Annotated in this window: 7 protein-coding genes; 5 read left to right on the forward strand and 2 right to left on the reverse strand. The window is 54.1% G+C overall.

The window, feature by feature from the left end; genetic code table 11:
* Nucleotides 1–152 precede the first annotated feature (152 nt).
* On the reverse strand, nucleotides 153–2,336 hold the full coding sequence (priA, locus tag D888_RS0113845; protein WP_026362399.1) for a replication restart helicase PriA: 2,184 nt from the start codon (nucleotides 2,334–2,336) through the stop codon (nucleotides 153–155).
* A 172-nt stretch (nucleotides 2,337–2,508) separates the two neighbouring features.
* Nucleotides 2,509–3,987: a ketol-acid reductoisomerase gene (gene ilvC, locus D888_RS0113850; RefSeq protein WP_020677162.1), complete on the reverse strand. Its 1,479-nt coding sequence runs from the start codon at nucleotides 3,985–3,987 to the stop codon at nucleotides 2,509–2,511.
* A 151-nt stretch (nucleotides 3,988–4,138) separates the two neighbouring features.
* On the opposite strand from ilvC, the gene ilvY reads away from it, so the two are divergent.
* From ilvY to D888_RS0113880, 5 genes are all read left to right on the forward strand, one after another.
* A complete protein-coding gene (gene ilvY / locus D888_RS0113855) occupies nucleotides 4,139–5,023 on the forward strand; it encodes an HTH-type transcriptional activator IlvY (protein ID WP_020677163.1) in 885 nt (294 codons plus the stop codon).
* Between the two features lie 125 nt (nucleotides 5,024–5,148).
* The gene (gene modF / locus D888_RS0113860) at nucleotides 5,149–6,624 is read left to right on the forward strand and encodes a molybdate ABC transporter ATP-binding protein ModF (protein WP_425402575.1); all 1,476 of its coding nucleotides are present in this window, start codon (nucleotides 5,149–5,151) and stop codon (nucleotides 6,622–6,624) included.
* 406 nt (nucleotides 6,625–7,030) lie between these two features.
* On the forward strand, nucleotides 7,031–8,923 hold the full coding sequence (locus D888_RS0113865; RefSeq protein WP_051092421.1) for a KUP/HAK/KT family potassium transporter: 1,893 nt from the start codon (nucleotides 7,031–7,033) through the stop codon (nucleotides 8,921–8,923).
* A 571-nt stretch (nucleotides 8,924–9,494) separates the two neighbouring features.
* Nucleotides 9,495–12,581, forward strand: coding sequence for a PocR ligand-binding domain-containing protein (locus tag D888_RS23250; protein WP_020677167.1), 3,087 nt, complete (start codon nucleotides 9,495–9,497; stop codon nucleotides 12,579–12,581).
* A 287-nt stretch (nucleotides 12,582–12,868) separates the two neighbouring features.
* Nucleotides 12,869–13,537, forward strand: coding sequence for a flavodoxin family protein (locus D888_RS0113880; protein WP_020677168.1), 669 nt, complete (start codon nucleotides 12,869–12,871; stop codon nucleotides 13,535–13,537).
* Nucleotides 13,538–13,865: the final 328 nt, after the last annotated feature.

Below are 13,865 nucleotides of genomic sequence, written 5' to 3' on the forward strand. Positions count from 1 at the left end.
TTCCACCATCAAGGACAGATAAGCTGTCTAATCCAAATTTTCGCTATCCAAAGCTTGTCATTTTTTTTTGCGAGGCGCAGGCATATATCAATAAGACAGCGCCCTGAAAAACAACTGCAGAGCGAAAGATTCAAATTTGGCCAACGCCATCATCAAAACATGTCCAGTGGATCAACATCGACCATTAAACTGACCCCGGCCGGAACCTTCCACTGGTCAGCATAATCGAGCAGATATTTGAGGGCTTGACGTTTGGCGGACTTGAGCAGAATCTGCACGCGGTTCTTGCCGCGCAGGCGGAAGAGCGGGCAGGGACTGGGGCCGAGGATTTCGACTGAGCTTCCGGTCGCCAGCAGGTGCGCGGCAAAATCTTCGGCGACCTTCAGCACCCGCCCTTCGCCGATGCCGGAAAAGACCAGGTTGGCCAGATGTCCGGCCGGCGGATAGCCCAGCTCTTGGCGGAAGAGGATCTCCTGCGCATAGAAGCTGGCATAATCCTGGGTGGCGGCGCACTGCAGCGCATAATGATCAGGGCTGTAGGTCTGAATCAGCACCCGCCCGCCGCCGGTGCGCCCGGCGCGCCCCGCAACCTGGGTCAAGAGCGAAAAGGCACGCTCCGCCGCACGGAAATCGGGCAGATTCAGGACCGCATCGCTGGCCAAAACCCCGACCAGCGAGACCCCGGGAAAATCGTGCCCCTTGGCGATCATCTGGGTTCCGACCAGGATATCGATCTCGGCCGCCATCATCTGCCGCACCAGCTTCTGATGGGCGCCCTTGCGGCCGGTGGTGTCGCGGTCCATGCGGGCAATGCGGGCGGCAGGAAAGAGCTGCGCGATCTCCTCTTCGAGGCGTTCGGTACCGAACCCCTCCGGTTCAAGCTGATGCCCTTCGCAACGCGGGCATTGTTCGGGCGGTTCGACAGCGTAATCACAGTAGTGGCAGCGCAACTGACGGACTTTTTGATGATAGGTCAGGGTAATTTCACAGTTGGGACAGCGGAAGGTCTGGCCACAATCGGCACAGAGCAGAAAGGGGGAGAATCCGCGCCGATTGAGGAGCAGCATCACCTGCTTTTTCGCCTCAAGAGCCGCGGTAATCTCCAGCTGCAACCGCTCCGAGAGCAACTGTTCTGGCGCCTGTCCGGCCAGGTTTACCAGTTCGACCTGTGGCAATTCACCGGCGTGTGCGCGCCGGGAGAGCTCGAGCTTCTCCATCTGCCCGCTGGCGCAGCGAAAGGCCGAACCGAGAGAAGGGGTCGCGCTGCCAAGCAGCACCGGGCAGGCGACTTTTTGACCACGCAACAGGGCGAGGTCACGCGCATTGTAGCGGAAGCCCTCCCCCTGTTTGTAGCTGCTCTCGTGTTCCTCATCGACAATAATCAGCCCCAGGCGCTGCAGAGGGGCGAAGATCGCCGAGCGCGCGCCAATGACAATATCGATATCATCCCGCGCAATCTGCCGCCAGGAATCGAAACGTTCCCCATCCGACAGCCCTGAATGCAAAACCGCAATCCGGTACCCGGCCGCCTCGAACCGCGCGCGAAAGCGGCCGACCAGTTGAGGGGTCAGCGCGATTTCCGGCACCAGGACCAGCCCCTGTTTGTGCTGTTTCAGGACTTCGGCGATGGTCTGCAGATAGACCTCGGTCTTGCCGCTGCCGGTCACCCCCTGCAGCAGGAAGGGGGAAAAGCTTTGGGCCTCTACCGCCTGTTGCAGGCGGTCAAACGCGATCTGCTGTTCGGTGGTCAGAACCAGCGGAGAATCGGCCTTGATCGGATCAGACAGAAAGGGATCACGCAATCTTTCAATTTCGGTTCGGGTCAGATACTCCTGGCTCACCAGCCGTTCGAGCACGGCATGGGGTGCCGCGAATTCCAGCCGCAGGCGACTGAGGGTCGCCTCCCCTGCCGTCCGCACAAATTCCAGCAGCTCTTGCTGCTTTGCGCCACGTGGCCGCTCGCTCACGGCGCCCGGGCGATACAAAAAATCTTTGAGGATACCGACCCGCGAATCTTCAGACCCCAGGGCCGCAGGTAAGGCCGCACGCAAAACCAGCCCGACCGGATAGCGATAGTAATCGGCCGCCCAGCAACAGAGTTCCAGCAGAGGTTGATCGAACAGCGGTTCTTCGGCCTGCAACTCTGCAACATCTTTCAGCTTCTCGCCACTACCACGCCGCAGCGCGACCACCAGCCCCGCCACCCGTCGCCGCCCGAACGGGACCCGCACCCCCTGCCCCGGCCGAATCACCGGGGCGAGTTCGGCGCTGACCCGGTAGGAAAAGAACTGGCGTAAAGGCGCAAAAACAGCAATATCGGCGATCAATTCAGGCATGAAAGGACCAATGGGAAAAAGGAACACTGGCAAGAAAATCGGACTAGCAGGGATTCTTTCACAGGCTCATGCCGAATTCAACCAGCGTCGTAAGAAACAATCCTCTTGCATCACAAAAAAAGACCCCATCTTGCGACGGGATCTTTTCCATTAATCTCTATGTTGCTAGTGCTCAGGCAGAGGCGATCGCCTGCATGCCGTTCATGGCGGCGCGCAGCTCCTGACCGACTTCTTCAATCAGGTGTTCGCGGATTTCGGCGTTGAGTTCGACCAGAGTCTGGTTGTCGATGTAGTTATCCTTGGCGTCCAGTCCTTTGCCAATAACGTCGGTATCGAGGTGGGACATGAAATCCTTCAACAGCGGCACACAAGCGTGGGCAAAGAGGTAGCAGCCGTACTCAGCGGTATCGGAGATAATCCGGTTCATTTCGTAAAGTTTCTTGCGGGCGATGGTGTTAGCGATCAGCGGGGTCTCGTGCAGGGACTCGTAGTAAGCTGATTCCGGCTCGATGCCCGACATCACCATGGTTTCGAAGGCCAGTTCAACGCCAGCCTTGACCATGGCAATCATCAGAATCCCCTTGTCGAAATATTCCTGTTCAGAGATCTCACCGGCGGCCTCGGTCTTCTCGAAAACGGTCTGGCCGGTCTGCTCACGCCAGGTCAACAGGTTAATGTCGTCGTTGGCCCAGTCGGCCATCATGGTTTTGGAAAATTCGCCGGAGAGGATGTCGTCCATGTGCTTTTCGAACAGCGGGCGCATGATATCTTTCAGGTCTTCAGCCAGTTCGAACGCTTCCAGTTTGGCCGGATTGCCGAGACGATCCATCATGTTGGTGATGCCACCCTGCTTAAGCGCTTCGGTGATGGTCTCCCAGCCGTATTGAATTAGTTTGACGGCATAGGGAGCCTCGATACCGTTTTCGACCATCTTGTCGAAACAGAGCAGCGAACCAGCCTGGAGCATGCCGCAGAGAATGGTCTGTTCGCCCATCAGGTCGGATTTGACCTCGGCGACGAAGGAGGATTCGAGAACGCCGGCGCGATCGCCGCCTTGGGCCGAACAGAGCGCCTTGGCGATCTCCAGACCGTCGTTATTGGGGTTGTTCTCGCCGTGAACAGCGATCAGGGTCGGTACGCCGAAGCCGCGCACGTACTCGGCGCGAACTTCTGTGCCCGGGCATTTGGGGGCGACCATGATAACGGTCAGGTCGGAACGGATCTTGGTGCCCTCTTCGACTATGTTAAAGCCGTGGGCATAGCTGAAGGTGGCGCCCTGCTTCATCAGGGGGACAACGGTTTTAACCACGTCGGTGTGCTGCTTGTCGGGAGCCAGGTTCATAACGATGTCGGCGGTCGGCAACAGCTCTTCGTAGCTGCCGACGGTGAAGCCGTTTTCGGTGGCGTTGAGGTATGACTGACGTTTTTCGGCGATCGCCTCGGCACGCAGGGTGTAGGAGACGTCAAGACCGCTGTCGCGCATATTCAGCCCCTGATTCAGACCCTGGGCACCGCAACCGACGATGACGATCTTTTTGCCTTTGGCATACTCGCAGCCGCCTGAAAATTCTTCGGCATCCATGAAACGACAGGTCCCGAGTTCTTGAATTTTTTGAGCAAAGGGGAGCGAATTGAAATAATTTTGCGCCATGAGATTTCTCCTGATTTTATGGTGATAAGGGACTTTAAATGGCTGGAAAAGATTTTTAATCCTCTCACTATACGCAATCTCTAGTGTTGCGTAAATTGATTTGTTATGTATACAGTATTGCAATTATCGCAACACAAAAAGGAATGAGTGATTGGATAACCGCGAACTGGAAATATTTCTGACGCTGGCTGATCTGCTCCATTTCGGCCGGGCCAGCCAGGCCTGCAACCTGAGCGCGTCGGCCCTGACAAGAACGATTCAACGCCTGGAGGAACAGGTCGAACAGCCCTTGTTTCTGCGCGACAACCGGACCGTCACCCTGTCTACGGCGGGGGAGCAATTCCGCATCTACGCCCGGCAGTCACTGCAGGACTGGCAACAGTTTCAGACCGCGCTCAAAACGGAACAGGCGGTCGCCGGAACTCTCACAATTTATGCCTCGATAACCGCCGTCTACAGTCTGCTCCCCGATCTGCTCGAATCTTACCGCAACCTCTACCCTGAGGTCCAACTCGACCTGCGCACCGGCACCGCTGAGCAGGCGGTCGCCCAGGTGCAGACCGGCGAGATCGACCTGGCCGTAGCCGCCCTGCCTGACAGGAATCGCTCACAGATCGAATTTCTGCCGATCACCACGACGCCGCTGGTCTTTATTGCACCGCTTCAACACGAACATTCAATGGCTGTGACTGTGGAGGGGAAGCTGGACCTGGCGCGGGCGCCTCTGGTTTTGCCCCAGGCGGGACTGTCGCGGCGGCGGCTCGACAAGTGGCTCAAGAGCAACCGCATCACCCCGAATATCAGTTCTGAGGTCTCCGGCAATGAGGCGATCATTCCTATGGTCCGGCTCGGCTGCGGGGTCGGCGTTGTGCCGCAGCTGGTCCTGGAGCGCAGCCCCTTCCGCGATGAGGTGCAGATCCTGGGAAATGCTCCCCGGCTGGAACCCTATGTAGTTGGGCTCTGTTCGACGAAACGCAACCTGCAGCGCTCCAGTGTGCAGGCCTTTTGGGGCCTGGCTGAAGAACGATCTCTTTAATCTCTGACATATCGGCCACCTCCAACTGAGAGCGGGAGGGTTCTCTTTGCCGGTATTCAGGAACGTCTTGACGGGCTATTTTGCTCGACCTAGATTGACAACAATTTACATTTTTTGCGTGTGAGGTGATTTCATTGGGGCAACAAATAATCTTTAAAAACGTAACCGCGCGAATCAGCGCTAACCTCAGCCTGAATGATATTACGCTCAACCTCGGTCCTGATGAACACTGGGCGATTGTCGGGGCGAATGGCTCCGGAAAATCCTCGGTCGGGAAGCTGCTCTGTAATCGGCTAAAGATCCACTCCGGCACTGCGATCACTGCGCAAAGATCGGAATTTATCTCTTTCGAGCAGGTCATTGAGATTCTTGATTTTGAACGTTACAACGATGATTCAGACTTTCTCGACCGCATCGATCATGGCACCCCGGTGCGCGAGTTTATCCTGGGGAAGCAGGTCGATGACGACTCTGCGCTGCTTGAGTTGGCGAAGAAGATGAAATTTTTGCCCCTGCTCGAGCGTGGCATCCGGTTTTTGTCCACCGGGGAGATGCGCAAGGTGGTCATCTGCAAGGCTTTGCTCCAAAAACCGCAACTGCTGGTGCTGGATGAGCCCTTTGATGGGTTGGATTTGGAATCCAGAGCTATCCTGCACGAGCTCATCTCGGACATCATCGCTAAGGGGATCAAGGTTGTCCTGCTGCTGAACCGCTTCAGCGAAATTCTGCCCGAGATAACGCACATCGCCTACGTGAAAGACTGCAGCATATTTATCTCCGGCGCCAAACAGGAGCTAATGCAATCCGCGGCCCTGCAGCGTCTGCACTCTTTTCACAGCACGCTTCCGCGCAGCTTGCCGAAGATTGATGGTTCCACGCTCCCCGCGCGCCTGGATGCCGATGTTCCTCTGATCGAAATGCGCGATGTTGAGGTGCGCTACGCGGAAAAATATGTGCTTAACAAGCTCAGCTGGACGGTAAAACCTGGAGAACACTGGCAGATCTCGGGGCCGAACGGGGCCGGGAAATCGACCTTGTTAAATCTGATCAGCGGGGATAATACCCAGGCCTATGCCAACGACATCAGATTGTTCGGGCGCAAAAAGGGGAGCGGGGAGAGCGTCTGGGAGATCAAAAAGCGCATCGGCCTGGTCTCCTCAACCCTGCAGCAGAACTACGGACTCAGGGTCTCGGTGACAACCGTAGGAATCTCCGGTTTTTTTGATTCGATCGGGGTTTATCAAAAACCCACATCCCAACAGCAGGATATCGTCCTTGAATGGCTGAGGATCCTGCACATGGAAAACCGCCGCAATGATCCCTTTCGCAGTCTGTCTTATGGCGAACAGCGGCTCGTCCTGCTGGCCCGAGCCATGGTCAAACAACCACAGCTGTTGATCCTGGATGAACCCTGCCAGGGGCTTGATGACGTCAATCGGGCCATGGTCTTGAAGCTTATCGATCACCTTGGAACAATCGGAACCACCCAGATTCTGTATGTGACACATCATCCGGAAGATCGCATCCCCTGTACGACAAACCATCTGTCGCTCGTACCCGCCGAGCAAGGTGGGTACACCGCACTTATAGAGTATTCCTAAGGGCGCAGGGTGTGGCCGCAGGCGCACATATTTTCTTAAAATTATCGGGTTGCATATGCTATCCCCCTCCCCCGAAGTTAACCCTCTTTCTTTCTGGTTCCCTATTTAATGAATAGTGCGTTAAGCTTTATCTTCTCCTCTGACCCGGAATGTCAATGATGGCTCAATTCGAATAACCGATTAACAGTAGCCGACCGAGATCATTAACATCGCCAGGTTGAGCAACGTGAATCCATTGGGTATACCGGCCGAAACAGAGGCAATACGTCAGGGAGGCATCAGCAGAGGAGTCTGGCTCGCGTACGAGGTTCGCCCTGGCTTTGAGTGTCCGTAACATCACGATGTAAGGAGTACCGTGAAGACCCGTCAAGATAACCCAAAGGGGCTCGATGCCCAAAAAGAGGCGCTGGAGCGTGCTCCGGCCGTGCAGCCCCATAGCAAGTCTTTTTCCGTGCTCGCCATAGCAGTACTCGGTGTGGTCTACGGCGATATAGGCACCAGCCCGATTTATGCACTGCGCGAGACCTTCGGCGGCAAGAATCCCATTCCCGTGTCACCCGAAAATGTCCTCGGGGTCCTGTCCCTGATTTTCTGGACCCTGATCCTGGTCATCTCACTCAAGTACATGATGTTCGTCCTGCGAGCTGACAATCGGGGTGAAGGCGGCACCTTCGCCTTGATGGCCCTGCTGCATCCAGAACGCAACCAGGATAAACGGCGGCGACGCGCCTTGATCTTACTCGGCATCCTTGGTGCCTCCATGCTTTATGGCGGGGCCATGATCACCCCGGCCATATCAGTATTGAGCGCGGTGGAGGGCTTGAGCGTGGCCGCCCCGACATTGCAGAGCTACGTGATTCCGATTACGGCCGGCATACTGTTCGCCCTTTTCGCGGTGCAAAGACATGGCACGGCAAAGGTGGGCGCCATATTCGGGCCCCTGACCGTGGTCTGGTTCGCGGTGCTGGCGGTGCTTGGCATCCACGGTATTATGCAGGCCCCCCAAGTGCTGCTGGCCGCCGATCCGCGGTATGCTGTGCACTATTTTGTGAACAACGGGATGAGTGGGTATTTGGCCCTTTATGCGATATTCCTGGTTTCCACCGGTGGCGAGGCGCTCTATGCAGACCTGGGCCATTTCGGTCGTGTCCCCATCCAAAAAGTGTGGTTCACCTTCGTTCTCCCGTCTCTGTTGCTCAATTACTTCGGCCAGGGAGCCCTTTTGATCGTGGATCCGACCGGAAGCACGCACCCCTTCTTTCACCTGGCACCTAGCTGGGGGCTGTACCCATTGATCTTCCTTGCCACGGCAGCAACCTGTATCGCCTCCCAGGCGGTGATAACCGGGACCTTTTCCATGACGCGCCAGGCGGTGCACCTTGGGCTGTTGCCTGAACTGACGGTTGAACAAACATCGCCCCATGCTCGCGGCCAGATTTACATGCCGACCGTGAACTGGTTCATGATGGTTGCGGCTATCGGGCTGGTGGTTACCTTTCAGTCTTCAGGCAACCTGGCCGCGGCTTATGGCGTTGCGGTCAATTCGACCATGGCCATCACGACGGTGTTAGCGTTCAACGTGGCGCGCGAACGCGGTCGATGGTCTCTTCCCGCCGCTCTGGCCTTCCTGATCGGGTTCTTATTCATTGACTTCGGATATCTTGGCGCCAACCTGGTCACCATTCCAGATGGTGGCTGGTTGCCCCTGTTGATTGGAACAATATTGTTTGTAGTGATGACCACCTGGCGGCGCGGCGCCAATCTTTTAGCAGGACAAGTTGCCACGTCAGCTTCCAGCGTGCAAACATTCATCGGGCAGGTTAACGGCGAAAAAATCCCCCGAGTGCCAGGCTGCGCGGTCTTTTTTACCCGCCATCCGGAACAGACCCCCCAGGCTCTGCAACATTTGGCGCGCACCACCGGTGTGGTACACGAAAAGGTCATTCTGACTACGGTCGTCATTGAACCGGTACCCATCGTCGGGTCTACAGAACGCATCGAATTGACCGAGTTGGATTCCGGATTTTATAGCCTGGTGTTGCGTTACGGATTCATGCAGGGGCCCAATGTCCCTTCTGACCTGTCCAGTTGCGCAGAATGGGGCCTCGACCTGGAAATGGATCAGATCCGCTACATTGTCGGCCATACCGACCTGTTGGCCGGCCGCAAACTACACGGCATGGCCGCCTGGCGCGACAAACTCTTCGTTCGCATGGCAATCAACACCCAGGACACGACTTCGTCCTACCAGATCCCTGTGGCACAAACCATGAAGGTCGGTCTGCAAATCGGGATATGAGAAACCGGCCCGTGAGCACCCGGACCATGCTTTAAACAGAAGGTAGCGGCCGGAGACATCCATGCCACACCTTGATCAGGGAAGCTGCCGCAGGCAGGCACTGGACTACCTCCCCGCACTGCGACCAATGCCGAACGGGATGACCGGGGCGGATAGTTTGGATTTCGTCTTATATCTCACCATCAGCCAGACACCGAAACGGCCAACCTCAAAAGAGAGATTGGCCGTTCTTATTGACCAGAGTCTCTAATAAACTACGAGTCGGCTTTATTGCAAGAGCTGCCGATATTCAGCAAGATGAAATATCGGTTGCGCTCCTCTCTTTGACTTAAGGGACTTGCCGAGTTACATTGACCTGTTCTTAAAAAGGCTGGTATCCAGGGAGTGAAGGATGGCCGCCAGCCCCCTGTGTCAGCATGGTTGTCACCTCAAACTGAAATAACAGAGGAGACAGCAAACATGTATCCAAAAGTCTTCCTGACCTTGATTGGTTCAAAAACCACATCCTCACAAGAAGCATAAACCCACCAAGCATTTGTTTGACGGACGAATCTCCCTGGGAGAGCTAAGAATGAAGGACGAGAAACCTAACTTTTCAGGGACCGAAAGAGCTTTACTGGAAAGCCAGCGGCGGTATGAGCGCATGGCGAATACCATACCGGTAATGCTCTATGATTCCATTATTACCTCAGATAACATCAGCCGTTTTATCTATGTGGCGCCAGGTCCCTGCCGTGAAATTCTTGAACTCGACCCTGACGCCCTCCTGAAGGACATGAGCCTGGTCTGGAATATTATTCATCCTGATGATTTGACCCGTTTTTATCAGGAGGATGTCGTTGCGAACAAGGAAGGAAAAGAGTTTTTATCCGAGGTCCGGATTATCACGCCCTCCGGTCACCTGAAGTGGCTTCTGGTTAACTCCAAACCCAATCCTTCTAAGCCAGGAGAACCCGTCGTCTGGAGTGGTTATCTCCAGGACATCACCAAGCGCAAGCAGGCGCAAAAGGAACGGGAACAATTCTATAAGTTCTTTCAGACGTCGGCCGACCTGATGTGCATTGCCAATCCTCATGGCAGGTTCATAAAAACAAATCCTGCCTTCACCGAGACACTTGGCTATACGGAATCAGAACTCATCTCGAACGAAATTATTGATTTTGTGCATCCAGACGATAAGCAGGCAACCTTGGATGAAATTGAAAAGCAACAACTGAGAGGCTGTACCACTAATTTTGAAAACCGCTACATCTGTAAAGATGGCCATGTAAAATGGTTGTCCTGGCGTGTTACCTATAGTCGAGAAGAGGGCGTTTCTTATGCAACAGCACGCGATATAACAGATAAGAAACAAGCAGAAGAGACCCTGCGAGAATCACGGAGCCTGCTTCACACTATCCTGGAAAATATTCCGATCCGCGTGTTTTGGAAGGATCTCGATCTACACTATCTTGGTTGCGACACTTCTTTTGCGCAATCTGCAGGCCATTCACAACCCGAAGATTTGCTGGGCAAGGATGATTTCCAGATGTGCTGGCGCGAACAGGCTGAATTTTATCGTGCCGATGACAAGCTGATTTTGGCTTCCAGGAAGCCAAAGCTCAACATCGAAAAGCAACAAACCACCCCGGACGGCCAGACGATTTGGGTACGCACTTCCAAGGCTCCGCTGTTTAATGCCGAGAAAGAGGTCATCGGTCTGCTGGGCATCGACGAGGACATCACCGAACGCAAGTTAATGGAAGAAAATCTTCAAAAACAGGCACTCCAGCTTGAAGAGGAACTCGTTAAGCGTCAGGTAGCCCAAAAAACCTTACAGGACCAGGCGGCTATACTTAAAGAGGAGATTGAAGAACACAGAAGGACGGAGGAGGCTCTCCAGAGAAGTGAAAATTCGGTTAAGAATAAGCTCAGAGCCATTCTTGAACCGGAAGGTGATATCGGCGCACTTGCACTATCTGACATCATAGATTTCGAAATACTGAGATCCATGCTGGAAGCTTTTTACAAAATAACCGGCATGTTAGGTGCTGTACTCGATCTTTCAGGCAACGTTCTGGTTGCTGTCGGATGGCAAGATATCTGCACCAAGTTTCACAGGTGTCATCCCGACACGCTCAAAAATTGCATCGAAAGTGACACAACTCTTACCAATGATGTGCCCATAGGGACATTCAAGCACTATCGCTGCAAGAACAACATGTGGGACATGGTCACCCCTCTCGTGGTAGGCGGAAGGCATGTCGGTAATGTTTTTATCGGGCAGTTCTTCTATGAAGATGAAATACTTGATGTGGAGGTGTTTCGGGAGCAGGCCCGGAGGTACGGTTTTGATGAGAAAGAATACCTCGAAGCACTTGATCGGGTGCCACGCTTCAGTCGAGAGGCAGCGGATGCGGGGATGGCGTTCTACGCTAAACTTACCAATATAATTTCAACTATGAGTTATAGCGCGATCAAGATGTCCAGAATGCTTAGCGAGCAAATCCACCTCGAAGGACAGCTTCATCAGGTCCAGAAAATGGAATCAATTGGCCAGCTGGCTGGGGGCGTGGCGCACGATTTCAACAACATGCTCGGAGTCATCCTCGGCCACGCAGAAATGGCTCTTATGAAAGCGGGCCCTTCCAGCCCATTCAGCCATGATTTGCAGCAAATCAGCAAGGCGGCTCAATCTTCCGCCGACCTTACCCGGCAACTGCTTACTTTTGCCCGCAAACAGGTCATCGACCCCAAAATACTCGATTTGAATGAAGCTGTGGCGGGAACGCTCAAAATGCTGCGGCGCCTCATCGGTGAAAACATCCGGCTATCCTGGAACCCAGAAGCCAATCTCTGGCCGGTCAGAGTTGATCCGGCACAGCTGGATCAGATTCTGGCGAACCTGTGTGTCAATGCCCGTGACGCGATCGCCGGTATCGGCAAAATATCGATAAAGATGGAAAACCGCACTATGGACGAGAACGCCGCTAACGCACTTCCCTACGACGTTGTGCCTGGTGATTATGTCCTGCTGTCAGTGAGTGACGATGGCTGCGGCATGGATAAGAAGGTTCAGGCCCATATCTTCGAGCCATTCTTCACGACCAAAGAGGTCGGTGGTGGAACCGGACTTGGACTGGCCACCGTTTATGGCGCTGTCAAGCAGAATCACGGTTTTATCACTTTTTACAGCGAAGCGGAGCTGGGCACAGTATTCAATATCTATCTTCCCCGCGCGAGTAAGACTGTTGACGCGAAACAGAAAACCGCAGAAATGCCATTTCTTCGCGGCACCGAAACAATCCTCCTCGTTGAAGATGACGAAATGCTTCTGTGCCTGGAAACGACCATGCTCGAAGAGGGCGGCTACAGGGTACTGGCTGCCGCTACAACCGAGCTTGCCGAATCTTTCGCAAGAGAACACCCCGGCCCGATTGATCTGTTGATTTCCGATATGATCATGCCGGTCATGAACGGCAGGGAATTATCTGCCATGCTGCAACCACTTCGGCCCGAGATGAAGGTCCTGTTCCTCTCCGGCTACACCGCCGATATCATCTCCAACCAGGGGGTGATCGAAGATGAAATACACTTTTTGCAGAAACCTTTCTCACTTGAAGTGTTGACGTCTAAAGTGCGGGAGGTCCTGGACGAAAGCAGAGCTATCATTTCTTAAAACGCACCATCAAGCTGACACACAAAACCCCCGATCAACAGATCGCGGGTTTTCTGATTTTTCAGGGGTTACAAGCAAGGCTCAACTGCTTCGATCGAATTCACACTCTTCATTCCATGTCGAAATATCTAGCAAGGCACTCATCTCTTTGACATCACCTGATGACTGCGTTAGCCTGTCAAGCGTCTGATTTATATAGGTATCTGAAAATACAGGGGGGGCTTGTTTTGTCTTTCGCGGTCTAATAAATAGGGAAGCTCACAGCAACACTGCACAGGAGATGAATCATGAAGATAGCCGTCATCATTGGCAGCCCGCGCGGCATGAAGGGCAACACCGGTCGCCTGCTGGAAGAAGTTCTGGCAGGGCTGAGCAAAGACGCAAAGCCCGAGTTGATCGACCTCTCGAGACAGAGAATACTCCCCTGCAACGGTTGTGACCATTGTCACAGAACTGGAACCTGTCACCTCAAAGACGACTACGAAACCATCAAGCAAAGTCTGCTAACCTGTGACGGTTTCATCCTGGCGAGCCCCAACTACATCTTTAGCGTCACAGCCCAACTCAAGGCGCTGTTTGACCGCAGCGGCAACATCATTCACTGTCTCATGCTTGAAGACAAGTATGGCGCAGTCGTGGAGACCTCCGGAGGGGGAGAAGACGATGAAGTCATTGGTTACATGGCCCGCTTCATCAATTCGACCGGTGCTCAGTCCGTTGGCGGCATTGGCTCACCCACGATAGGCGACCGAACCTTCCCGGACGAGGAGGTCCTGTTTGATAAAGCGCGCGCTCTGGGCAGTGAACTCTGTCGCTGCATCAAGGACGCGGAATACTTCCCCGATCAGGCCGAATATCTTCTGGCCTTCAAGTCCCGCATGAAAAGACTTGTTGAATATCAAAAAGAAAACTGGACTGCTGAACAAAGTTACTGGCAGGAACGTCTCGCACAGTGAGCACAGATAGTCACCGGTGAAGTGACCACTATCTCTTCCGCTAGCATTTTTTTTGTTTATCATCCATTTAACAGACGCCAAGGGGTTGACACAGGGCTTTCTTCGGGAAGATAGTATTGATTAAGAGGCAGGTTTGAACAAACCTGTTCCTTATAGGCCCGGTGACCCCCCCCCTCCGTCACCGGGCCTATTTTTTTCTGATTTATCACCATCAATACGACATGAGAATGGCTGCCTCCAAAATGGGGTGGCCATTCTCATTGATCCGCAGTGCCGAGACGAAAGCATACGTGTCGTTGTATGCTTTCGCTCTAAAGGTTATTAAATC

Origin of the sequence: Geopsychrobacter electrodiphilus DSM 16401, from assembly GCF_000384395.1 — a bacterium.
Lineage (GTDB): Bacteria > Desulfobacterota > Desulfuromonadia > Desulfuromonadales > Geopsychrobacteraceae > Geopsychrobacter > Geopsychrobacter electrodiphilus.